Here is a 23,363-nt window from a genome sequence, read left to right as displayed (position 1 = left end):
ATCTTATAAACTAAATAAGCTATTAAATTTCTATCATAAATTACGGTGCAATGAAAATTAGTTACTTTCTCTTTAATTCCGCGGCCCTTTGAATTATATTTTCGTAAACCGCTCTTCCCTTACCAATGACCTCAAGTACTTCTCTTTTTTGATTTTCATCATAAAATAAGGCTTTGGTATTCACCCATTCAGACAGACGATCTATTGTCGTGATAAATTTTTCAGCCGGTTCAGCATAACCGGCAGGCCTGTCTTTAAAATGGATATAAACAGGATTGGAATGTGCCCCTTCACAACGTGCGGCAATCCAGCCAGAATCTTCCAGGGTAATTTTACCGGGAACTTCTGTACCACTTAAAACCACAACTCCATTATATACTATTTCAACGGGTATTCTCCCATCAGGGGTAAGCGCCCTGGCATCTATTTCTAACGAAACAGGGCCCTTTTCAACATTTAGGGTGCTTCCGGGCTGCTCGCCATTCACTTTAAAGAATATCATGGGGCCGGTGGTTATAAAACTTTTACCCCTTTGTAAGTTCCTCCTCCAGTTATCCAGCGTAAATTCCTCATTCTCCAGATTAACATAAACGCGCGGTGTATCCTTAATAGCCCAGTCAGGACCTGCCGTTGCGGGAATTTTAAACCCACAATTCAGGATGTCATACCAGACTTTCATTTGCCCGCCATTACCGGCAATCTCAGCCATATGTATGTTTTCCAAAGCAATATCAACAGGCATCTCAAACCCTGTGGAAGGCCAGCCCGTTCTGATCTGATCAACACCTTCTGTGAAATTACCAAAATGGGCGGCAATAGTTGTGGCACCCTGAGCAACTGCATCCTCCAGAATACAGGCATTAGGAGGGTAGTCTGGACCTCCTAATTCGCCTAAAGCACCCGTACTAATAGGTTGTATTAAGGACTTAAGCCCTATAAAAGCGAGATGTCCATATGGATTGTTGCGAAACTCTTCCCCATAGGTAATTATATGATCAGAGGTGCTAAATGCCTTCCTTTTACCAATCGGGTACTCATCGGCATAAATGGCATGTGTTTCCCATTCCCCTTTTAAAGTTAATATAGAGGAGACATGGAGGTCTTCTGCCTGCGAAATCAAAGGCCAGTAGTTACTGAACTGAACAGGAATACCGATATCTGTGGTATGTATGTGCGTTTGACCAGAGTACCATCCTAGTTCCGGCATATTAATCCATCGTTCCAGAGCAATATTTACATTCCCTTGTTCAGGCACTTCCACTTTAGCCGGAATATATTCAAAACCATGATAGATTTTGGCCTTTTTCCCAGTTGGACTAACCCCCAGTTCAGCTTTACCCCGTAAATAGAAATAGGGACCAGGCTGATATTCCCAAAGTGCCGTATGCCAACCCCATTCGGAATATCTGTTCACAGCAAATGAAGGCCCGTTAATGGGAGTCCAATAATGGTTTCCCTGCTTGTCACTCACTTCTACCCTTGCCGCTAGAGGCTCCCCGCTTACTTTGTCGGTAATGCTAAAATTGATAGATTCAGCAAAATCAGGTTCCTTGTCAATCGGATGACCACTATAGCCCCGAACAACAACATGGGTAGGAATGCTGTCGGGAGTAAGCACAAATGGTTTTTCGGTCATGGGAATTGCATTAAAACTGAGAATGGCCTCGGCTTTCCGGCCAACGTCATCATTGATCCGCAGGGTGCTCCTTACTTTGCCTGCGCTTAGTGGAGACAATACCACAAAGGTGAATCTGGAGGCATTGGCTTCTAATGAAAATTGTTTGTTCCAAAATAAGATCTCATCACTGTAGTCGCTTTTCATGCTGAGTTGTACTTTGGAAGTACTGTTGTTTTGTACTTCAACCAACACAACTTTAAAATGCCCTTCCTGAACTTCCAAAGCAGGTGAGTCCCAACTGGCAGTTATCGATTGGTTTACAATAAAACGAATGGCAGGGCCTTGTTCAACTAATTTGGCAAAGTAGGCACGGCATTCCTGCAACAGCTGTTTTTGTTTGGCCCTGGTCTTGCTTATTTGCTTCATTACAGTCTCTGCGCTGATCAACAGATTTTGCTCATCCGTAAGATTGCGTATCTCCCAGGATTCAGTTCTAAGTTCGTGCCAGGTTTTAAAAATGTTAGCAGCGGCTGCGTCCTTAATCCGCATCAGTTGTATGGCCATGAGATAGTCATTTATTTCCTGAAGAACAGGATCTGCATGACCATCATGCCCATATGAGGGTGTCACAAAAATTAATGAAAATACTAACGAAACAATAATTGCGGCTGTTTTCATCTTAAGGCTTATAAAATGATTTTTCATCAACTACCATTGTAGTCAGTTCAACGGTATGTCCGTCCGGGTCTTTCGTATATAAAGAAATAAAATAGTGATGGTCCTGGATCGTAAATTCCAAATTCATCGCAGTGTACTTCCTTTTTGCCTTCTCAAAATTTTCGTTGGTAACATTAAACGCAAAATGATCTATTCCAACGTTTTTGGACTTCTGATCTATGGGCTCATCTGTTTTATTTGCCGGGAATAAGGCAAGCCCGGTTTTGTTGGCCAGCATAAAAACAGGGAATGGCCCCCATTCTTTTAATTGATATTTTTTAAGCCCAAGGACATCTTCGTACCATTTGGCAGAAACCTCTATATCTGCAACACGGATAGCCACATGATCCAGAAAACTTATCTCAAATTCTTCAGCTCCGTTCATTTTATCAAGTTACACAAAAAGGATTACTTTGTGACTTCTCTTCATAACACTTTGCAGATTATTCGGCTGCAATTGACACTGCTCACCCTTCAGATTAAAACTAAAAAAAAGTTTGTATCACAACCAGTACCAGTCCTAATAGAAAGATTGTTGTAAAAATTAATTTGTTGTGTTTCGCTAACCAATTTGGAAGGAAAATATCGAAGTTGTCTTTTTGCGAATCCGAATATTTCCTTGCTAAAACAGTCAATGGACAAAACATTTTGAATAGTAAAAGAACTATTCCTTCCCCAATAACGAATCCTATCCCAAGCCAGGTATAGGTATTAATATTGCCCGTGATTCCTGAATATACCACATAGAAAATCACAACTACAAAGAATATCCAGATCAGCGTATGTGCCAGTTTAATGGCAAGAAGTTTATTGGAATGATTCATGTTTTATCCAAATTAAATGGTAAGCGAGGTTTGCAATGGCCATGGTGTTTTCATTTCAAACTTTTGAGCATTGCTATGAATTTAAAGTGCTCTTTTCCTATTTGAAAATCATGATCTCCAATTTTTTCAAAGCCACTCCTACCATAAAAATTAATTGCCCGCTCATTACTTCCAAGAACAGATAGCCAAATTTTTTGAAACCCCTTTTCACTTGCAGTTGCCAGTAAGTTATTTTGTAACTCCAAACCAATTTTCATAGAAAGAAAATCCTTTAAAACATATATTTTTTGCAATTGACAGATGTTTGCGGAGGTGCTGAAATCTGTTGGGGAATTCAACTTTAGTTTTGCATAACCAACCGGAAGGTCATCTACTAAAGAGAGCCAATAAACACTATCGGATTTTTCTAAACTAGTTCTGATTTTCTCTACAGAGAAAGTCCGGTTATAGTATTCCAACAGATCGTTTTTATCTCTAAAGTAATGCCCAAATGTCTCCTGAAAAGTTACTCTGCCTAATAAGGCAATATATTCGGCATCCGTACTATTGGCGAATCTTATTTCAATTTTTTGCATTTCTTAATTCTGTTGAATTCATTCATTTGTCCGGAGACGCTTTTGGGATTTTATATTTTTAATGCAATAGAAATTAAGGCCTTGTATGAAATGCAAAATTGTCACTACCATTAGGTAAGCCCTAAGTAACTCTGTTCTCTCTTGCTTAACCATTATTTGGACTTTTCCAGGTCTACATTTTTAATAAAACCTATTAAACCTTCAAAATAGATTTCTGCGTCATCGTACATGGCCAAATGACTCCCGTTGGGGCAATGCAAATACTGTCCGTTCTGAACTTCTGAAGCTATCCATTCCATGTGCTTTGGATCCATGGTATCATAAGCCCCGCCAATAGCCAAGGTCGGAACGGTAATTTTTGAAAGTTCTTCTTTTACATCCCAATTCTTCAGCTTTGCATCGCCCACCACTCCAAATTCACTGGGACCTTGCATGCTTACATAGAAATCCATATTTACATGGGCAAAAGCCCTGTTAACAGGATTTGGCCATTCTTCCAGGGGCATTCGCAATACATGTTTCGGATAATAGTTGTTATAAATTAACTCAGAATATCTTGGATTAGCATAATCACCTTTTGCTTCCAGATCCCTGATTTCTTCCAATACATCCGGGGGTAATTGTGGGCCAAGGACATCATTGGCATACGCAACATAATCCTGGATAGATGCCATCATGTTAGATATAATAAGACCTTTTAGGTTTTGCTGGTATTTTAGCGCGTATTCCATGCATAAGATTCCACCCCAGGAACTTCCGTAGAGGTAAAAATTATCTGAGTTTAAACCTAGTGCTTTTCTAACCTGTTCTACCTCATCTACATATCTGTCTACACTCCAAAGGGTACTGTCATTAGGCATGTCGCTATAAAAAGATTCGAGCTGATCATAGTAGTAATATTCAATTTCAGCATTTGGAAAGTACGAATCAAAGACTTCCAGATATTCATGGGTAAAACCCGGCCCGCCATGCAGTAATAATACCTTCATGTCAGGGTTGTTTCCAATCCTTTTCGTCCAGACGTTAAATTCCCCTGCTGTGGTTTGTACAGGAACCATCTTCACGCCCCCGCTTAATTTATCATCCCGATTTGAATAATCCAGATAACTGCTTTTTTTGACATTTGCCTTTAGCCCTTCCTGTTTATTTTCGCAGCTTTGAAGGATTAGAAATACAAAAAGAATTAAGCCAAAATTTTTCATAATGATTACGGTTTTAATCAGTTTTCAGATTTAGCGCCCCCGGATAAGGGCAGCTATCGATAATATAAGATAAATAAATATAGGACTAATCTATTATACAGAGTCGTTTTTTATACTTTTCAGGATTAAAGCTGAATCGTTTTTTAAAGTACCCAAAATACCCCCTAAGGTAAATTTATCATAGCCAATAAAATACAAACCTTTTTGCTCTCCTTTGGCAACCTTGTTTGCAGGTTCCCCTGCATAATTTAGAACAGAATCCGTATTTTCCAGAAATTTAGTGATCGCGGGGTAATAACCTGTGGCTAAAATAACCGAATCAATATCTTCAATTTTATTGTCGGCAAAACGGATGGTATTTTCATGAAATTCAAGGACATCTTTAAAAACGCTGATCTCCCCTTTTTTAATTTTGGCAATAGTCCCCAAATCTATTATTGGCGTTCTTCCCTGCTCCTGAATGAGTATCCTTGGATGCATTTTAGAAACCGGAAGCCCGTATTTTCCAATATTGCCAAAGGTTATTCTTCGCACCAGTGCTCCAATTACATCGCCTAAGCGAAAAGGTAATTTGGCTAACTTTTTAGCCGTGAGTTGAATGGGCCTTCCTAAAAAATCCCTGGGAACAACCACAATTTCACTTCTTACAGAAATACCTACATCTATTTTTGCTTCGGCTAAATCCAGGGCAATTTCCGCACCTGTATTCCCCATCCCTATTACTAAAACCTTTTTGCCCTTAAATTTTAAGGGGTTTTTGTAGGATGCTGCATGTAGTATTTCACCTTCGAAAATGTCCTTTCCTTTCCAATTTGGAATATTCGGAATTCTATTTAAACCGGTGGCAATAATTACATTTTGAGCTTCAAATGTTTTTTGGTTGGTGCATTCTATTTGCCATAAACCATTTTTCTTTAAAACAGCAGTTACCTCGCAATTAAAATGCGGATTAATGTCAAAATGTTTGGCATAATTTTCATAGTAGGTGACCAATTGCTGCCTGGGGATATACTGTGGATAATCTGGCGGGAAATCCAGATGTGGCAGGCTCGATAATGACTTAACCGTATGCAGCAAAAGCCTGTCGTAATGGGTATGCCACTTAGACGCAATTTTATTGGTTTGCTCAAGTATCTCAAAATCCAGCCCTGCTTTTCTAAAACGCCCCGCGACTGCCAAACCGGCAGGGCCGGCCCCGATAATAAGATTTTGGACATTCATTACGTCTGAGTTTGAAGCTTTGAATTTACTGTTTTTTAATGCATTTCAGGTTTTGCCGGGCGCACTTATTTTTTCTTTTCGTATAATACTAGCAAACCTAAAATTGGTCCTAATGCCAATAATGTATATATATGCGTTGGGTTCATCGAATCCTGCAAAACATTTAGTAGCTGAATACTAATTATTGTAATTGCGAAACCAATACTGTTTACGATTGTTAGAGCCGTTCCCCTAATTTCCGCAGATGCATTCTGAGCCACCAGCGTGGAGAAAAGGGGGGAGTCTGCAATAACAGCCATTCCCCATAAAAGAAGAAATGCTATAAACAAGCTTTCAGATGTTACCTCAAACATTAACGGAGAAACGAGACAACATAAGCATGACAGGAGTAGTGCTATGTATGCCACTTGTTTAGTTCCTGCTGTTTGTGCGAGATACCCGCTTAGCACACTGCCCAATCCTCCTATTCCTATAACCAGGAATGACCATAAGGGAATATTAAATACAGCTCCAGAATGTTCCATGGCATATGTCTTTAAGATGACAGGCACAAATGCCCAAAAAGCATACACTTCCCACATATGTGCAAAATAGCCGAAGGCTGCAGAGCGAACCCCCTTATAGTTAAATACGCTGAAAAAAGCAGATAGATCTAATTTATTTCCGGGTTTTCGGTAGGGACCGTCGGGAATCATGGCCAACATCAATAAACCGCCGAATACCGAAAGAGATGAACTTAGGAGCAGCACATATTTCCAATGAAACCCACCGGTCATTCCCTTTGCCAAATGTGGAAATGCAGTACCAACTACCAGTGCTCCAACTATGAAGCCAAGCGACTTGCCCAATCCTTTATCATAGTAGTCCGCAGCTATTTTCATCCCTACCGGGTAGATGCCCGCCAGAAAGAAACCTGTTAGAAATCGAAGCAAAAGGATACTAGCTAAACTGTTTCCTTCCCATATTACCAGCGCATTGAACAGGGAGCCGAGTAATGCACAGCTGAAAAACACTTTGGACGGGGAAAAACGGTCAGCAATAGTTAAAATGGCGAAGATAAGGGTGCCCAGAATAAACCCGAATTGCACAGCCGATGTCAAGTGCCCCAATGCAGTGCTTTTAAGGCTGAAAACCACCATAAGATCACTCATTACACCATTCCCTGCAAACCAAAGCGATATGCAGCAGAACTGCGCAATTACAATTATCGAAAGTATAAACTTGGACTGTTTCACACTTGGTTTATTTAATTCAACGCAACGCATGGGTTAGCAGTAGTTGCGCAGGTTAGTATTTAACCTTATAAGCTTAACAACCTTTGGGGCTTTACTTATAGCTATCTTAAGTTTGTTATTCTTTTAAATCCACAATTTCATTATTTACAGATTCTGTAAGTATTTCAACGTCTCGTTGCAATCTACCCCTATAATGAAAATTCAATAAAATATTGAGTCTGTTTTTATACGTTTTCAGAAAATAAATAAACTCCTGATCGTATTTAAGGGCATTATAATTTAAGGGTGTAAGTTTAGGTTCATAGCCTGGCTTGTCAAGGCCATAAACATAGGCTTCATGAAACCTTGTTGAGAAAACATCTTTTAGTCCTCGTTCGGCCTCATCTAAAACCAAAACCTCATTTTTTAAGAAAAAAGTATAGCCAGCATCATAAACATCAATTATTTTTTCTCTTAATTCAGTATTTTTAATTAGGTCTATGCCTTTAGATTTAAGTGTTTCGAAGGCACTAGTTGAATGTACAAACATTACAGGGAACATTAAATCGCCTAAACAGATTGCTATTGAATCATTATATGGCAGTTCATTTTCAAGGGCATATATCACTTTATTAGCTGAAGATATACTTGAATTAATTCGTTTAGTGTTATAAAGAATATCTCTTTTATCTTTCTCGAGACCAATTTTGATAGCTTTTAAAATATTAAACTCTTCCTGTTTTCTAATTCTATCTTGATTCCAATTGTTGATTTGCAAGGCTATTAATATTCCAATGACAACCAAAATGATCTCGCCAATGGCATAAAGCAGGTATTTACTCAATTTATTTTGTGTTAGAAGTTGCTGTCGGATTCGGCGAAAGAATTTGAGCATCGGCAGATGTTTCTTTAAAGGTATAATTTTTATACAACTGGGATGCTATAAATATTGAAGGATAAGTGCTCAGGCTAAGATGTGGTTAAGCTAAAGCACTAAGAACCTGTCTACCTCTGGGGGGCTACTTATAGCCATCCTAAGTTTGTCATTGATTAATTATATAGTTAATAACCAAAGAACAAAAGAGCAGAGTAAGGTTACTATAACAGTAGGATCTTCTGATTCCGACAATAATGAAAATCCCTTCTCTTTTTATCAATACAATACGTTCAGTTCTCTAGGTCTTTTGAACCTGTTTTTAGGATGCTGTATGCATATGGTATTGTTCTTTATAAAATCAAGATATGGATAAATATACCTAATATGCCCGCAGAATAGTAAGGCAAACGGACTTTCAGGCGCATTTTATCCCCATTTAATAGTCACCTACATGTGTGGACTATTCCAAAAAAGGACTTCATTAAATCCAGCGGCGTTTATGATTTTCTAAGGCACCACAATTTTGATTGAAACTCCCGGGCATTTTGCACCTTCTTTGCAGTTGATGGGGATATATTGTCTTAAAGATACTATACCCGTAAAAAGGTTACTTTCTAGCATTAATGAACTATGAAACAGGTTTTTCCCAGGGAGATCCTTGATAACACCGCTGAAGTACATCAGTTTAAACACAGCACCAGAAGCAAAGGCATATATTCTATCCTTCTGTTTATCCTTTTTGGGGTATTTATAGCACTGCCTTTTGTAAAAATAGATGTCATTTCCCGGGCCAGGGGGATTATTAAACCTAATATGGAGCGGGTGGATATTAGCCTTATAAATTCCGGGCAGGTAATTTACAACGGACTTTTCAACAATAAGGAGGTGGCTAAAGGAGACACACTATTAATGATTAACGATCAGGGAATTGACCAGAAAGTTAACCTTACTGTCTTTCAAACCCGGGAAACACGTTCCTATATTAATGATCTAAGCCTGCTTTTAACGGATAAAAAAGCAGGCCTTTCCGAGATCATTTCGCCCAGGTATCGGAAAAGTTACCTGCATTATCATCAAAAGATGGGAGAACTTCAGATTCGATTGCAAAAGATAAAGCGTGACTATGAACGGTATAGGCCGCTATATGAAAGAGGGGTAATTGCCAGGGCAGAATACGACAATCACAAATTTGAATACGACCTGGCGAAATCTGAAATATTCCAACACAGGAATCAGCAACAAAATGCATGGCAGGCAGAACTATCACAGTACAACAGCACCCTTAAAGAGTTGCAGGTAAAGTATGATCATCTTTTGGATAGTAAAAGCAGGTTTGTGATAACTGCTCCGGTAAGCGGTACATTGCTTAATATAAAGCAACAGGAAACGGGAAGTTTTATTACGGCAGGTACTTTACTGGCTCAGATTTCCCCGGATACAGACCTGCTGGTGGAATGCCATGTAAGTCCTGCAGATATTGGCCTTATTACCGAAAAGCTCGCTGCTAAATTTCAGGTAGATGCTTATAATTATAGCCAATGGGGCCTTGCAAGCGGGAAAGTAATTGAGATAGGAAAAGACATTGAATTTCTTGAAGGTCAATCTGTGTTTAAAGTACGTTGCTGTTTGGACCAGAAATACCTTTTGTTAGAAAACGGTTTTAGGGGGAATCTAAAAAAAGGGATGACCCTTAACGCAAATTTTATGTTGAGCAGGCGTACGCTTTTCGACTTGCTTTATGATAAAATGAATGATTGGTTAAATCCGGCTAATAATTCTCTTGCGCACCAATTATTTTAAATCTGTATGCAGGTGGTATGCGGTGAAAGCCTTGATATTAGCTGGTAACAGATCGTCCAGGTGCGCAATGGAGGGTTATTAACTTAATGTGTAACGAAAATTATATAAGATGGAAAATTTAAAAGAACTGAGTTTTTACGAATTACAGTATGTTCAGGGTGGCTTTGCCGGGGCACCACCAAGGTTTATTACAGATACGGCCGTAGTTGTCGGCAGAACGGTATCTGCCTGGTGGAAGGGTTTTAAGAATGGAACGGAATTATTCTAATTTAATGAAAGCACAAATAGCATGAAAAATTTAGATAAGAATGAATTAAAAGATATAACAGGCGGTTATAAACCTGCCTGGTATGAACTCCTGGCTTTTATGGCAGGCGATATGGCCGGGAGAGGTCTCGATTTTGCCCATGGATTTTGGGATGGAATCAATGGCGTGGAGAAACATTAAATAATTTGAATTTTATAACAATTTAAACTTAATAAATATGGAACTAAGACATCTAAAAACAAGCGAAGTAACAGAAATCAATGGCGGCGCCAAAAGCGACTATGGTTTTGGCTATGCAGTTGGCAATCATATCAGGCATGGTGTCCAGACCTTTGCTGATATCGTGGATTGGTGTTTTGGTCTTGTTCGAGGTTAACAAGATTTATAGACTCTAAAAGTCACTCCTGTTATCCGGAGTGGCTTTTTTACAATTTAACCAATTCACCTTATGCCATAGTTGCCCGATATAACCAAATTCTGAAATTTACGGGGGTTACCAATACCAACCTTTTTAAATCATATAACGCTGTTTAAGCAATACCTTATTAGTACCTGCTCTCTATGAATAATCAAAACAAAATCTCCTTTAAAGAAATTGTAGTCCGGAAAATAAAAATAGTGTTCAATTTTGTAAAGAAACCGGATAACAATTTAATCAGATCCTACGATGTAAAAAAGAATCTAAGATCCATTCTAACATTTTATTTAATCCATTTATTTTTCCTGATACTATGGGTTATAACAGTGACCACATGGATTGATTTAGACAACCCTCCCGCAGCTAAAATCAGGGAAATGATGTCACCTGTGAATTTTATGTTATATGCGGTAATTATCGGGCCAATTCTTGAGGAAACAATATTTAGATTGTCACTTGTTTTTAAACCAAAATATTTATCAATTTCAATTTTACTACTATCCTATATCCTTATCTCCAGATTGGGTTACCGTGTAAGGCATTTAGATATTGAAGAACACTTATGGGTTAGAGTTATCATTTCAATTCTAATTGCCCTGCTCACTTATTTTATATCCAACAGGTATTCCTCAAATCTTTCAAATTTTTGGGATGCAAATTTCAGATGGATCTATTATTTTTCTATAATAGTTTTTGCATTACTCCATTTAGATTTTGCAGAATTAACACTTGGTAAATTCCTGCTTTTTCCATTACTCCTGTTTCCTCAATTAGTATCTGCATCTATAAACGGCTATATAAGGATTAAATACGGTTTTATCTATGCCTGTCTATTTCATGGCCTTAACAATATCTTGCCTGCACTATCAGGCCTGTAAATTATCATGTACTATGTGGAGTTTATGCAGTGAATGTGATGATCTTAGCTGGTATGGACATCCAGTTGCGCAATGGGGTCTGGAGTATATGTTTAATTAATAAATAAAAATTATGACGATAAAAGAGCTAAGACCAATTGATCTTCAAACTATTAATGGAGGCACAAAAACGGATTATAATAATGGGCGTAATATAGGCGCGGAAATCAGGGAAATTTTACAAAAATATCCCCTATTTATATTGTTAGCAGTGTAGTTTTATCCGATTGGTATAAATAATAAGAAAGAAAACCACTTCATAGCAGAGGTGGTTTCGTCGTATTAATTCAGGTCAATTTGCAGCCTGGCTGCAGCCTCATCCATTATCTTGTTCACTTATGCGCAAACTTATGGCAGGAATTACCATTAAACAGCACGATATCACAGATTGCGGAGCGGCCTGTTTAGCATCTGTTGCTTCGCACTATAGACTTCAAATGCCTATAGCCAGGATACGGCAATATGCTGGGACTGATAAGAAAGGAACCAATGTTTTGGGTCTTCTTGAAGCCGCACAAAAATTGGGTTTTGGTGCCAAAGGAGTGAGGGGAGATTTCGACAGCCTTTTTAAAATACCCAAGCCCACAATAGCTCATGTAGTGGTGAAAGATGTATTGCATCATTATATTGTAATCTATGAAGTAAATAAGCGGCATATTACTATTATGGATCCTGCTTTAGGCAGGCTCCAAAAAAAGACGCATAGAGAGTTTCAAAAAGAATGGACAGGGGTTTTGGTGCTCCTGCAACCTGAAGAGAATTTTTCCAGGGGCAATGAAAAAACCTCGGTTTACAAGCGCTTCTGGGTTCTTTTAAAACCGCATAAGTGGGTGCTTCTGCAGGCCTTTGCCGGAGCTGTTGTATACACGCTTTTGGGTTTTTCAACCTCAATTTACATTCAAAAATTAACCGACTTCGTTTTTATTGGTGGCAATACCAGGTTATTAAATCTATTGAGTGTCATAATGCTCCTTTTGCTGGTTTTACAGCTGCTCATTGGGGTATTTAAGGATGTTTTTTTGATAAAATCAGGGCAGCAGATTGATGTTCGCCTTATTCTGGGTTATTACAAACATCTATTAAAACTACCCCAGCAATTCTTTGACACAATGCGCGTTGGTGAAATCATTTCAAGAATTAATGATGCAGTTAAAATCAGAACATTTATCAATGGGGTTTCTTTAAATCTTACTGTAAACGTGCTTATAATTATTTTTTCTTTTGGCATTATGTTTTCGTTCTACTGGAAACTGGCATTAATTATGTTAACCGTTATTCCGGTTTATGCGGCCGTTTATTTTATTGTTAACTCACTAAACAGAAAAACGGAACGAAGGATTATGGAACAATCAGCAGAATTGGAAAGTCAGTTAGTAGAATCCCTTAATGCTGTAGCTACCATTAAAAGATTTGGGCTGGAAAGCTTTGCCAATATTAAGACGGAAACCAAATTTATAAGCTTGTTAAAAACAGCGTATAGCTCAGCATTAAACTCGGTATTCTCCGCTACCGGAAGTGATTCTATTTCCAAACTGTTTACCATCATTCTTTTGTGGAGCGGTTCTTACTTTGTCATAAATAGAAATATTACGCCGGGTGAATTAATGTCTTTTTATGCCATTGTGGGCTATTTTACAGGACCGGTAGCCGGTCTTATCCGATCCAACAGGGAAATACAGAATGCCCTGATTGCAGCAGAGCGCTTATTTGAGATAATGGATCTGGAAAGGGAGGCAGATGAAAACAGAATTCAAATTAAAAAACCAAATCATGGCGATATCCATTTCAAAAATGTCACCTTCAGATATGGCAGCAGGGTTGAGGTTTTTAAAAAATTAAATTTAGTTATCCCCAGGGGTAAAATTACTGCCATAGTAGGGGAAAGTGGCTCCGGAAAATCTACGCTTATATCTTTATTACATAATCTGTATCCCATTCAAAAAGGAACTATTTCCATAGGGAAAATTGATTTAAAACACGTCGACAACGGCAGTCTAAGGGACATAATTTCTGTAGTTCCACAGAAAATAGATTTATTCGCAGGCAACGTTATAGAAAATATTGCAGTTGGTGAATTTGCCCCTGAAATGGAAAGGGTTATTCATATCTGTAAAAGGATTGGCATTTTAGATTTTATCGAAAATCTCCCAAATGGCTTTAATACCTATCTGGGGGAGAATGGCACTACCCTTTCTGGTGGTGAAAAACAACGCATTGCCATTGCAAGGGCCATGTACAAAGAACCGGAAGTTTTAGTATTGGATGAGGCAACCTCCTCTCTGGACAGCAGTTCGGAAAACTATGTCCAAAAGGCGGTTGAAAGCTTCAATAAGACAAACAAAACTGCCGTGATTATAGCCCACAGATTGAGTACGGTTTTCAGGGCCCATAAAATAGTAGTACTAAGCAAGGGCAAAGTAATGGAGCAAGGCTCACATAGTGAGCTTTACAAAAGAAAAGGCATCTACCACAAACTCTGGCAACAACAATTGCCGCAGTCCTTTTAGAATGATAGTTCGCATGATTAAAACAATTGCCTAATTGCGGTTTTCATAAGCCGGTCTGGCAGGCTTTTTAAAGCTGTTATTACTGTTAAGTAATTTCATAACTTCTTTTATACCGGCTTCAAGCTGTGCATCCGTGCCGTTTGCCAATTTTTGAAAATCTTCTACGACCTCTATATCCGCATCTACACCGTGTCCTTCTTTGAACCAGGTGCCATCCGGGTCATACATTCTAAAAGTAGGCACGGTAATGATTCCATTGTCTATTAGATTAGGAGTTCCGGAAATTCCAATCAAACCGCCCCATGTGCGAGTGCCGATAAGTGGTCCAAGGCCTCTCTTTTTAAAATAATCCGGAAAGGCATCTCCTCCGGAACCGCTAAAGCCATTGATAAGCATTACTTTTGGCCCAAAATTACCGGCAGGGGGCCATGACCAGTCGCTGCCATCTCTAACGGCCCAAAAGGCCAAAGGTTTGCGATCCAATAATTCAATAAATCTGTCAGGTATTTGTCCGCCGCTATTGAAACGTTCATCTATGATCATACCTTCTTTATTCATCTGGGCATAAAATTGCCTAACCAGTTCATTTTGACCATCTCGCCCGGTACTGCGTACATAGACGTACCCAATCTTGCCATTGGTTTCCCTGTCTACGCGCCGGCGATTACTTTCTATCCAGGATAAATGTCGCAACCTGGTTTCGGAGTGCATTGGTTTTACAATAATATTTTTAGAATCTATTAGTGACGGACTACTGTTTACAGTGATTTGTACAGCCATATCGGCCAATCCCTGAAATGAAGCAAAAATTGGTTTTGTTGGATCTATGGGCTGGCCATTTACCGCCAGAATGTAATCCCCTTCTTTTACCTCTACACCGGGTTTTTCTAAAGGTGAACGTACTTCTACATCCCAGGGGGCGCCGGAGATTATTTTTTTTATTCTGTAGTGTCCATTTTCCAAGCTAAAATCAGCACCCAAATAACCAACATTCATTCTTTTTCCCCGGCTTATATCGCCACCTCCATTGTAGGTATGAGACGCATTCAACTCTGCGATAAGATCGCCGATAATAATATTTACATCACTTCGCGAACTAGACTGATCTACCAATTGCCCATATTGGGTTTTCATTTTGTTCCAGTCTACCCCATGCATATTTGGATCGTAGAAATAGTCGCGCTCAAAGCGCCATACATCATTAAATAGCTGTTTCCACTCTTCTTTAGGAACCACATTCATTATCATATTTTCCGTAGGGACCGTTTTCTCAATTTTCTGATCAGCTTTAATATCAATTACTGCCAGTTTTTGATCCTGGGTAACCAATACTTTTTTGCCATCTGCAGAAACCTTAAAATTGGTAACATCACGGATTATGGTTTTAACTTCTCTTTCTTTAAAATCATAATAATCAAGCGACTGCTCAATACCTTCGGGAGAACCTGAATTTGGGCGCCGCATAAATAAAAGCTTATCTTCCACGGCCTTTAGATCGCCTAAATTCCCAGGGGCTGCGTCTAACATTTCCACCCGACTCTCAAATCCATCGATATCAATGAGGGTAGGTTCAATCCCTTTTTTGGTTTCTTTATCTTTTTTACTACTCTTCTTATCATCTTCTTTCTCTTCATCCTTTTCTGGCGCTTCTACCTCGTCATTTTTTACTGCCAGCAAAGATTTTTCAGATTTGCTTAAGGTTCCAACGGCTATTTTGCTGGTGTTTGGATAGATAAAAGTATTATCCAGATCTGAATATACCGGCCGGAAGGTCCTATTGGTTCCAAAGAAAAGATGTTTGCCATCTGCGCTAAAGGCCGGAGAAAAATCTGAATAATAACCCGAGGTAAGCTGAGATACTTTTTTGTTTTCCGTGTTATATAGAAATATGGCAGTGGTGGCCATATTATCATTTCTCCTGGAATAAGCAATCCATTTGCTATCCGGGGACCATGTTACGCTAAAATTGCGTAAGACACCTTCGAACATTCTTTTACCTTGATCCACCTTAATTACCTCAGCGGTATTGATATCAATATAATTTATGGTCATAGATTGATCTACATAGACAATTTTTTTACTGTCGGGAGACCAATAAATGGAATAATTGAAGCCACTGGCAAAGTTTGTTATGGTTTTAGGTTGTTTGTTGCCGGTCATGTCGTATATCATCAATTGATATTCACCGGATGCATCGCTCCAGCAAGCCACAGAATTTCCATCAGGGGACCATGCCGGTTTGCGCTCGGCACTACCCGAGGTAGAAGAAATATTAGCAACAAAACCTTCTGTAGCAGGTAAATTGAATAATTCACCCCTTGCCTGAACTATAAGCCTGTTGCCATCCGGCGATAAGGTTGAATTTTGTATAAAGGAAGCAACATTCTTTTGTTCCGGGAGGAGTCCCCTTTGATCTGATATTATCTCAATGTTTAATTCCGTTGTAGTGGCCGAAGTTAAATTGTATAAATACAATTTTCCACCAGCTTCAAAAATAATATCAGAGGAACTGCTTTCCGGAAAAGTAATATCAAAATCTTTAAAATTTGTTAACTGTGAATTAGCCCTTCCGGTTAGATCATATTTCCACAGGTTATTTCGTTTATTGGGACCGTTATCGGACATGTAATAAATTGCATCTCCATTCCACATTGGCAATTCATCATTTGCATTGTTATTGGTTATATTTTCTGTCGCAAACGTAGTGAGATCAAAGACCATAATATCTGCTGCGCGACCACCGCGATACCTTTTCCAATTTCTGTTTACGCGCGATTTGTCCGTATAGGCTATTTTTTGTCCATCCGGCGAAAATGAAGCAAATTGCCCATAGGGGATTGGTAATTTTTCAGGCGATCCTCCGGCTATTGAAATAGTATAAAATTGACTAAAGCTTTGCCGGCCACTTTCTCTTGAGGATGCAAACAGCACATGCTTACCGTCTGGAGTCCATCCAAGAACCCTGTCAGACATGCCATGATAGGTTAGACGCCTGGGAATGCCACCATATGTGTTGATAAGATAAATATCGCTATTTCCATGATAGTTGGCCGTGTAGGCTATCATAGTACCATCCGGAGAAAATCTAGGATAACTTTCAGATCCTTCGGGAGAACTTAACCTACTGGCCAAACCCCCGGATTTTGGGGAAACCCATACATCATCCCCATAAACAAATGTAACATGAGTGTCAGAAACATCGGGATGCTGCATTAAACTCCCGCTAATTTGAGCGCTTGCAAATCCATAAATGAGTAATGCAAATACTAAAACTAAATATGCTTTTTTCATGACTTTGTTGGATTTCGTTTTGATGAATAAGTAAAAATATGGATTACCTGGAAACTGACATGATTTACAAGGTGTTAAATATTCAAAACCTTTGCGGAAAAACTTTGTGCCTGAACCCGGACCTATTGCTATTGGCCATAATTCAGTTCCAAAATATAAAACAGATTCTTAGGATTATCTGCTAAAAGTGAATTGGTTTATGGGAAGTTACAGACCCAAAGAGATACCGGTCACCAGCGCTATTGCACTTATGCCCAAAATAACAAGGACAAGTTTAAGGGCAAATTTAAACCATTTGTCAAATGAGATCCCTGCAATGGCAAGTACAGCCATCAAACCTCCGTTGGTAGGGATAATCAGATCCGTCATTACTGCACCATATTGATAGGCCAAAACACATACCTGCCTTGAAATTCCTATGAGATCAGACAAAGGAGCCAGTATGGGCATAGTTAAAACGGCCTGACCGGAATAGCTGGGCACTACAAAATGCAGAAGCGATTGTGATATCATCATGGAAATGGCCGACATGCTTTTGGGAAGATATTGCATAGGGGTAAAGAGTCCATAAATAATGCTGTCTATAATCATGCCCTGCTCAAGGATTATAGAAATACTGCTCGATAAGCCAACGATCATTGAGGCAAAAATCATGGCTTTAAAACCGTCAATATAGGCCAGGCTAGTGCCATTTACCCCTAGTTTCCCTATTAAGCCTACCACAAGAGCCAGAATAAAAAACTCTGCAGACATTTCATTAAAACCCCAATTGTATTGCAGGATACCTATAATTAAAATAACAAATGCTATTGCTACCAACCCCAGGATTATTGCACTTCGTGTATTCAGGTTCTTTTTTTCAAAAATGTGCTCTTCTTCACTAACAACCTTATTTTTATTGGCATATCTGATTACCATAAACATCCATATGCAAAATGCTATCGCCATAACCACTAGACGGAAACCACTACCCGATAAAAACTCCAGACCTGTCTCTTTTTGGGCGATAACTACTGCAAAAGGGTTAATAGGACTAAATGAGGCTCCCAATATTGCGGAACCATAACTTATTGCCACTGCCACAAACGAATTATAACCCAGTCTGGATGATAAATATAAAAGCACTGGGGTCATGGCAATAATTTCCTCCTGCAACCCACTTAATGCACCCCCTGCAAGAAAAGCCAGGGAAACCACAATCAGAGCTATTTCTTCCTTTCCCTGTAAGAGCATCGTTAGAAATTCAATGCCATCCTTTAAAGCTCCGGTTCTTTCTATGACATAAAAACTTCCTCCAATTAATAATATAAGTGCAATTAAATCCGCTCTATTGATAAACCCTTCCGGGATAGACATAAAAGTATCCCAAAGGGAAACAGATGGCGCATCTATCTCCTGATAGGAGTCGTTTACAACAACAAGCTGATTGGTTGCCGGATTAAGAACCCTTTGGTATTCGCCCTGAGGAATGATGTAGGTCAAGATTGCGGCAAATAGAATAAACCCGATCATAATGACAAGGGCATTCGGAAACTTTTTCATTACAAGGGAGGTTTTAGGTTGATTTACCACGGAAAGTTAGCGATTAAAATTTTTGTTTTTTAAAGTTGGCACGAAACATCCGGGGATTCCGGCTAATCTAAAATTGTAGTTGCAAATGGATCAGAGGAAGTTCAAAGCCATAGTATGTTGAAATTTAATTGATTATATTTAAGAAAGCTGAAAATGGCAGTATGAAAAGCCAAACAAAACTTATCTTTCTTCTTATCGTTAATTTGACGTTCGGTCATTTTTTGCTACCTCAGGAAGCTATTGGCACTGATTTTAAGGAAACCACAACATTATTTAAGGATCAGGAACAATTGGCTTTAAAACTAAAATTCTCTGCCAAAAACCTTAGAGCACAAACCAATGACAGCACCTATATGACTTCTGTGCTTTGGTACAAGGGTAAACAAAAACTATGGGACTCCATTAATATGAAGCTTAGAGCCCGTGGTAATTTCAGGCGTAATAACTGTTATTATGTTCCCTTGCGCATCAAACTAAAAAAATCTGAAGCAAAAGGGACACCCTTTGCGGGAAACAAAAAACTGAAGGTTGTGCTGCCATGCCTGGAGGGAAGAAATGGAAATGACTATGTTCTGAAAGAGTATTTGGCCTATAAGCTATTTGAAGTAATTTCACCTTATCATTTCAAAACCAGATTGGTGGACGTTGAATTTCTTGAAGAGAGAGGACAACGAATAAAGGAACACCAGGTCCAGGGCTTTTTAATTGAGGATATTGATAATGTAGCAGAGCGTGTAAATGGAAAGCAGATTAAAAGGGTTATCCACCCCTTACAGCATGATGCTGTTTTTGCTGTAGAAAATGCATTTTTTGAATACATGATAGGAAACACAGACTATTCTACAAGAGTTCAACACAATCAGCGACTTTTGTTTATTGATGATAAGATTATTTCGGTTCCTTACGATTTTGATATGTCAGGGTTGGTGAATACGCATTACGCAACAGTGTCTAATATTCAGAACATACCTGTACAAATAGATCATGTTACACAGCGGGCGTATAAAGGGTATATGAGGGATGAAGAAGTATTTCAAATGGTACGTCAGATCTACCTCGATAAAAAGGAACGAATTTTTGCCACAATTGACAGTTTGAAAACCTACTTCCGGGATCCGGCTCAGCTATCCATGGCCGAAGAGTATATAGCATCTTTTTTTAAAATTCTGGAGGATGATAAAAAATTCGAAAGAAATATAATAGACCGCATCAGGGTTAAATAATTACTTTCATGTAAATAAAAAGGGATTGAGCAATTAGGTGTATCTTCCCGACATTAATTTTAAGTAAGGCTTTCTGATTTAAGGGAAGTCTTTTTTACTAAACAACCAAACCAACTGATATGAATGAAATAACCAACCAACTTGGCCCTGTTACGGGCGCTGAACGAATAAAATCTCTTGATGTCCTAAGAGGCGTTGCCCTTCTGGGAATTTTGTTAATGAACATTACGGGTTTTGGCCTGGTATTTTGGGCCTATGAAGACCCTACTATACAGGGAGGGTATGAAGGTTACAACCTTTATGTCTGGATTATGAACAATATGTTTTTCGAGGGCACCATGAGAGCTATGTTCTCCATGCTCTTTGGTGTAGGGATGGTGCTCATGACCTCAAGAATGATCAATAAAGGTGGAGGTCTTGAGGTAGCCGATATTTACTATCGAAGAACCATATGGTTGCTTATTTTTGGAATCATCCACGGGTATCTGATTTTATGGGTTGGTGATATCTTATTTGCATATGGCCTCTATGGTCTGTTTCTATTTCCATTTAGAAACACTTCCCCCAAAAAGTTGATTATAGCCGCCGCCGCCCTTACACTAATTGGAGTTGCTTTGGCAAGCTATAGCTATTCTAAAGACATGAAATATGAGGAACAATATACCATGGCGCAGTCTTACGATGATGAATCGGATATTCCTGAGGATATAAAAAACGGGAAAGAAGCCTGGGAAGCAATAGTGTCTGACATGAAAACTCCTGAAGCAAAAGTGCAGGAAGATACGGCTAGCATGCATAAGGGCTATATTGATATTGTCTTGTTTCTCGCCCCTGTAAACAGGTTAATACAAAGCACTTTTAATTACGATTATAATCCCTGGGACATACTGGCCATGATGTTATTGGGAATAGCCTTGTATAAACTAAGAGTAATTACGGCAGAGCTAAGTTATAAATCCTACCTTATAATGTCACTTATTGGTTATGGGGTTGGTCTTTCTGTAAATTACTATGAGACCATGCTAATTCTGAATGATAATTTCTCTGTTCTCTCATTCCATAAGGCAAAACTCACATATGCTATAGGGAGAATAGCAGTTTCTTTTGGTCATATAGGACTGGTTATGATTTTTTGCAAATTAAACATCATTGGGTTTTTAAAAAAGTCACTAGCCGCGGTTGGCCGCATGGCACTAACCAACTACATTATGCACTCGGTTATTTGTGCAATAATTTTTACAGGAATAGGATTTTCTATGTTTGGAGAATTACAGCGCTATGAGCTGTATTATGTGGTGGTTTCAATTTGGATTTTTCAGTTGATAATTAGTCCAATATGGCTAAAATATTATAGGTTTGGACCGTTGGAATGGCTTTGGAGGTCACTCACCTACAAACAAATACAACCATTTAAAAGGCAGATTCCAAAATAATTTTCAGTAGAAGGGGAGTTTATCAGACTTCCCTTAATTTTTCAAATCTATAAGTATATTTTGACGTTTTTGGATATCTAGTTATCCTTTAGCTCGGCATCTATCAACGCCAAAATTTCATCGATTTCTGCGATGCCGGATTTATAGGTTTGATCTTTTTCTGTCATGGCCTGAAGCAATAAGTGGGTCAGGTTTTGAAATTCCACAGAGTAAATTTGTTCAGGATCAGTTACTTCAGGGATTTTTTTCACCCGGTCTTCATTCCAGTTATCTACCTGAAAAGCAAGTAAAATCCCGATCATTACCAGTAAAATTTCACCAATGGCGTAGAGCAGGTATTTTTTTAGGTTCTTTTAATGAATCAATTGCTGCCTGAACCCTCTGAATAATTTTATGGTGTATTTTATATTTAAGTTCATCTAATGAATGCCAATCTTTAGGAAATTACTAAAGTATTTTTGAGAACCAAAATTTTGTTGGATGGTTTCTTTTTATTGTTCTGCATGGCAAAATCAAGAATAATGAAATTTTAGGGCGGATAATTTTACCGGGTAAAGAAAAGACTGCGTTCGGACAATAAAAGCATGGATTCATCCCACCTGGTTTTGATTGCGCCTTTAAAGATTATATCCTTGAAGTACATTCCATTGTAGGAACTTTTAATTATTACTATTAACCAATTAATGAAACACATGAAAAAAGCTATTTTTTTATTTACCGCTATTGTACTTTTGGCGAGTTGCCAGGAAAAGGTACAGGAACCACCAGCGCCTATGCCCGATCCAAATATGGTAATATTCCTTAAGAATGTAGAAACCACCAAGGCATTTTTGGAAGCATTTTCTAATAATGATTCCCTCAACTTTGGGCAATATGTTACCGATGATTTTATCTGGTCACCGCCCAGTGTGGGGAGCGACTCTTTGCCCAGAGCAACCTGGGAAGAGGCTATGAAAGGTTTTATGAAAGCGTATAACAACAAAGAACTAACAGACGCGCAGTATTTTGCGGGCTTGGGGGAGGATCAAAAACCCAATGGAGATGTTCGTGTTTACGGACTTTGGAAATCGGTAAATGCCGAAACGGGAAAAGATTCCAGATTAAAATGGTACTCTGTCCTCTTTTTTAATGAAGAAGGCAAAATTACACACCAGGCAGAATGGTATGACACAGCTGATCTGACAAAAGAATTTTAGCAATGCTTCGTATTTTCCATGGGTATAATGACCCTGGAAGTTTTTTACAATGAAAAATCCGATTTATTTAGAAATAAGTCGGATTTTTCAATTTTGGTGTTTGCAATAAAAAAAAACACCATGCTTGCCTAATCAAGGGCAGATTCAATATCTATCCCCGCTTCCAGGAGGATATTAAAAACAAGACGGTATTCGTCTTCGCTGAATTCCCCGTCGGCATTGGCCATCTCACTTAACATTACGCCTAATGCATGTTTTTTATTCTCTGGCATGGCTTTCAACACTTCCATGCACTCTTTGGCGGTAATTTTCCTGGCTTCTTCTATCAGAATTCGGTCAAATTTAAGAATATCCATTAATTGTGTCAGGAAGTCGATTTCACTTTTACTGACTTTTCCATCTACCAGAATAACCTCATCAATGGCTTTTACTATGGCTAGTTTCTCAGCTAAATTAAATTTCATTATTTCTCTTTCTACAGTTGATATGA

The 23,363-nt window shown here is 38.7% G+C and carries 21 protein-coding genes; 9 read left to right on the top strand and 12 right to left on the bottom strand.

The genetic code is table 11. The features are described 5' to 3' along the window. Positions 1–61: 61 nt before the first annotated feature. From G504_RS0106360 to G504_RS19125, 8 genes are all read right to left on the bottom strand, one after another. Complete coding sequence (locus tag G504_RS0106360; RefSeq protein WP_019669317.1) at positions 62–2,296, bottom strand: CehA/McbA family metallohydrolase; 2,235 nt, start codon at positions 2,294–2,296, stop codon at positions 62–64. Position 2,297: 1 nt separating this feature from the next. Next, on the bottom strand, positions 2,298–2,720 hold the full coding sequence (locus G504_RS0106355; protein ID WP_019669316.1) for a VOC family protein: 423 nt from the start codon (positions 2,718–2,720) through the stop codon (positions 2,298–2,300). 100 nt (positions 2,721–2,820) lie between these two features. Next, on the bottom strand, positions 2,821–3,159 hold the full coding sequence (locus tag G504_RS0106350; RefSeq protein ID WP_019669315.1) for a hypothetical protein: 339 nt from the start codon (positions 3,157–3,159) through the stop codon (positions 2,821–2,823). A gap of 50 nt (positions 3,160–3,209) precedes the next feature. Beyond that, positions 3,210–3,734, bottom strand: a complete 525-nt coding sequence (locus G504_RS0106345; protein ID WP_019669314.1) for a GNAT family N-acetyltransferase — start codon at positions 3,732–3,734, stop codon at positions 3,210–3,212. Positions 3,735–3,886: 152 nt separating this feature from the next. Further along, on the bottom strand, positions 3,887–4,936 hold the full coding sequence (locus tag G504_RS0106340; protein ID WP_019669313.1) for a proline iminopeptidase-family hydrolase: 1,050 nt from the start codon (positions 4,934–4,936) through the stop codon (positions 3,887–3,889). A 93-nt stretch (positions 4,937–5,029) separates the two neighbouring features. Further along, entirely contained in the window at positions 5,030–6,157 is a 1,128-nt protein-coding gene (locus G504_RS0106335) for a flavin-containing monooxygenase (RefSeq protein ID WP_019669312.1), read from the bottom strand. A gap of 65 nt (positions 6,158–6,222) precedes the next feature. Beyond that, the gene (locus G504_RS0106330) at positions 6,223–7,392 is read right to left on the bottom strand and encodes an MFS transporter (RefSeq protein ID WP_026348429.1); all 1,170 of its coding nucleotides are present in this window, start codon (positions 7,390–7,392) and stop codon (positions 6,223–6,225) included. A 115-nt stretch (positions 7,393–7,507) separates the two neighbouring features. Beyond that, on the bottom strand, positions 7,508–8,266 hold the full coding sequence (locus tag G504_RS19125) for a hypothetical protein (protein ID WP_019669310.1): 759 nt from the start codon (positions 8,264–8,266) through the stop codon (positions 7,508–7,510). Positions 8,267–8,878: 612 nt separating this feature from the next. Between G504_RS19125 and G504_RS0106320 the strand changes: the two genes are divergently transcribed. The 6 genes from G504_RS0106320 to G504_RS0106290 all read left to right on the top strand — a co-directional run bounded on the left by G504_RS0106320 (position 8,879) and on the right by G504_RS0106290 (position 14,158). Then, positions 8,879–10,048: an HlyD family secretion protein gene (locus tag G504_RS0106320; RefSeq protein ID WP_019669309.1), complete on the top strand. Its 1,170-nt coding sequence runs from the start codon at positions 8,879–8,881 to the stop codon at positions 10,046–10,048. 109 nt (positions 10,049–10,157) lie between these two features. Beyond that, on the top strand, positions 10,158–10,316 hold the full coding sequence (locus G504_RS19625) for a hypothetical protein (protein WP_019669308.1): 159 nt from the start codon (positions 10,158–10,160) through the stop codon (positions 10,314–10,316). A 21-nt stretch (positions 10,317–10,337) separates the two neighbouring features. Next, a complete protein-coding gene (locus G504_RS19620) occupies positions 10,338–10,496 on the top strand; it encodes a hypothetical protein (RefSeq protein WP_019669307.1) in 159 nt (52 codons plus the stop codon). A 37-nt stretch (positions 10,497–10,533) separates the two neighbouring features. Continuing rightward, positions 10,534–10,692, top strand: coding sequence for a hypothetical protein (locus G504_RS19615; protein ID WP_019669306.1), 159 nt, complete (start codon positions 10,534–10,536; stop codon positions 10,690–10,692). 242 nt (positions 10,693–10,934) lie between these two features. Continuing rightward, entirely contained in the window at positions 10,935–11,612 is a 678-nt protein-coding gene (locus G504_RS0106300; RefSeq protein ID WP_205619657.1) for a CPBP family glutamic-type intramembrane protease, read from the top strand. A 377-nt stretch (positions 11,613–11,989) separates the two neighbouring features. Continuing rightward, on the top strand, positions 11,990–14,158 hold the full coding sequence (locus G504_RS0106290) for a peptidase domain-containing ABC transporter (RefSeq protein ID WP_019669303.1): 2,169 nt from the start codon (positions 11,990–11,992) through the stop codon (positions 14,156–14,158). Between the two features lie 30 nt (positions 14,159–14,188). Here the strand turns inward: G504_RS0106290 and G504_RS0106285 are convergent, their stop codons facing one another. Together G504_RS0106285 and G504_RS0106275 are read right to left on the bottom strand one after the other, a co-directional pair. Further along, complete coding sequence (locus G504_RS0106285) at positions 14,189–17,449, bottom strand: S41 family peptidase (protein WP_019669302.1); 3,261 nt, start codon at positions 17,447–17,449, stop codon at positions 14,189–14,191. 207 nt (positions 17,450–17,656) lie between these two features. Continuing rightward, positions 17,657–18,991 (bottom strand): YfcC family protein, encoded by a 1,335-nt coding sequence (locus tag G504_RS0106275; RefSeq protein WP_026348428.1) that lies wholly within the window; start codon positions 18,989–18,991, stop codon positions 17,657–17,659. A 191-nt stretch (positions 18,992–19,182) separates the two neighbouring features. On the opposite strand from G504_RS0106275, the gene G504_RS0106270 reads away from it, so the two are divergent. Further along, positions 19,183–20,244 carry a hypothetical protein gene (locus G504_RS0106270; protein ID WP_040443814.1) on the top strand — a complete coding sequence of 354 codons (1,062 nt, stop codon included), beginning with the start codon at positions 19,183–19,185 and terminating at the stop codon, positions 20,242–20,244. A 119-nt stretch (positions 20,245–20,363) separates the two neighbouring features. Continuing rightward, entirely contained in the window at positions 20,364–21,677 is a 1,314-nt protein-coding gene (locus tag G504_RS0106265; RefSeq protein ID WP_019669299.1) for a DUF418 domain-containing protein, read from the top strand. Positions 21,678–21,754: 77 nt separating this feature from the next. Here the strand turns inward: G504_RS0106265 and G504_RS0106260 are convergent, their stop codons facing one another. After that, positions 21,755–21,979: a hypothetical protein gene (locus tag G504_RS0106260; protein WP_019669298.1), complete on the bottom strand. Its 225-nt coding sequence runs from the start codon at positions 21,977–21,979 to the stop codon at positions 21,755–21,757. 390 nt (positions 21,980–22,369) lie between these two features. Here G504_RS0106260 and G504_RS0106255 point away from each other — a divergent pair, with 390 nt between their 5' ends. Beyond that, the gene (locus G504_RS0106255; RefSeq protein WP_019669296.1) at positions 22,370–22,873 is read left to right on the top strand and encodes a nuclear transport factor 2 family protein; all 504 of its coding nucleotides are present in this window, start codon (positions 22,370–22,372) and stop codon (positions 22,871–22,873) included. Between the two features lie 128 nt (positions 22,874–23,001). Here G504_RS0106255 and G504_RS0106245 read toward each other — a convergent pair whose 3' ends face one another. Beyond that, complete coding sequence (locus G504_RS0106245; RefSeq protein ID WP_019669294.1) at positions 23,002–23,337, bottom strand: tellurite resistance TerB family protein; 336 nt, start codon at positions 23,335–23,337, stop codon at positions 23,002–23,004. Positions 23,338–23,363 lie beyond the last annotated feature (26 nt).

It is taken from the genome of Eudoraea adriatica DSM 19308 (assembly GCF_000382125.1).
Classification (GTDB): Bacteria; Bacteroidota; Bacteroidia; order Flavobacteriales; family Flavobacteriaceae; genus Eudoraea; species Eudoraea adriatica.
The sequence above is the reverse complement of the archived record's forward strand: the minus strand, read 5'-3'. Positions and strand labels throughout refer to the sequence as shown.

Excerpts from the sequence above, each read along its gene's own strand:
- G504_RS0106360 (WP_019669317.1), bottom strand. The coding sequence starts at position 2,296 with ATGAAAACAGCCGCAATTATTGTTTCGTTAGTATTTTCATTAATTTTT.
- G504_RS0106355 (WP_019669316.1), bottom strand. The coding sequence starts at position 2,720 with ATGAACGGAGCTGAAGAATTTGAGATAAGTTTTCTGGATCATGTGGCT.
- G504_RS0106350 (WP_019669315.1), bottom strand. The coding sequence starts at position 3,159 with ATGAATCATTCCAATAAACTTCTTGCCATTAAACTGGCACATACGCTG.
- G504_RS0106345 (WP_019669314.1), bottom strand. The coding sequence starts at position 3,734 with ATGCAAAAAATTGAAATAAGATTCGCCAATAGTACGGATGCCGAATAT.
- G504_RS0106340 (WP_019669313.1), bottom strand. The coding sequence starts at position 4,936 with ATGAAAAATTTTGGCTTAATTCTTTTTGTATTTCTAATCCTTCAAAGC.
- G504_RS0106335 (WP_019669312.1), bottom strand. The coding sequence starts at position 6,157 with ATGAATGTCCAAAATCTTATTATCGGGGCCGGCCCTGCCGGTTTGGCA.
- G504_RS19125 (WP_019669310.1), bottom strand. The coding sequence starts at position 8,266 with ATGCTCAAATTCTTTCGCCGAATCCGACAGCAACTTCTAACACAAAAT.
- G504_RS0106320 (WP_019669309.1), top strand. The coding sequence starts at position 8,879 with ATGAAACAGGTTTTTCCCAGGGAGATCCTTGATAACACCGCTGAAGTA.
- G504_RS19625 (WP_019669308.1), top strand. The coding sequence starts at position 10,158 with ATGGAAAATTTAAAAGAACTGAGTTTTTACGAATTACAGTATGTTCAG.
- G504_RS19620 (WP_019669307.1), top strand. The coding sequence starts at position 10,338 with ATGAAAAATTTAGATAAGAATGAATTAAAAGATATAACAGGCGGTTAT.
- G504_RS19615 (WP_019669306.1), top strand. The coding sequence starts at position 10,534 with ATGGAACTAAGACATCTAAAAACAAGCGAAGTAACAGAAATCAATGGC.
- G504_RS0106290 (WP_019669303.1), top strand. The coding sequence starts at position 11,990 with ATGCGCAAACTTATGGCAGGAATTACCATTAAACAGCACGATATCACA.
- G504_RS0106285 (WP_019669302.1), bottom strand. The coding sequence starts at position 17,449 with ATGAAAAAAGCATATTTAGTTTTAGTATTTGCATTACTCATTTATGGA.
- G504_RS0106275 (WP_026348428.1), bottom strand. The coding sequence starts at position 18,991 with ATGAAAAAGTTTCCGAATGCCCTTGTCATTATGATCGGGTTTATTCTA.
- G504_RS0106270 (WP_040443814.1), top strand. The coding sequence starts at position 19,183 with ATGAAAAGCCAAACAAAACTTATCTTTCTTCTTATCGTTAATTTGACG.
- G504_RS0106265 (WP_019669299.1), top strand. The coding sequence starts at position 20,364 with ATGAATGAAATAACCAACCAACTTGGCCCTGTTACGGGCGCTGAACGA.
- G504_RS0106260 (WP_019669298.1), bottom strand. The coding sequence starts at position 21,979 with ATGATCGGGATTTTACTTGCTTTTCAGGTAGATAACTGGAATGAAGAC.
- G504_RS0106255 (WP_019669296.1), top strand. The coding sequence starts at position 22,370 with ATGAAAAAAGCTATTTTTTTATTTACCGCTATTGTACTTTTGGCGAGT.
- G504_RS0106245 (WP_019669294.1), bottom strand. The coding sequence starts at position 23,337 with ATGAAATTTAATTTAGCTGAGAAACTAGCCATAGTAAAAGCCATTGAT.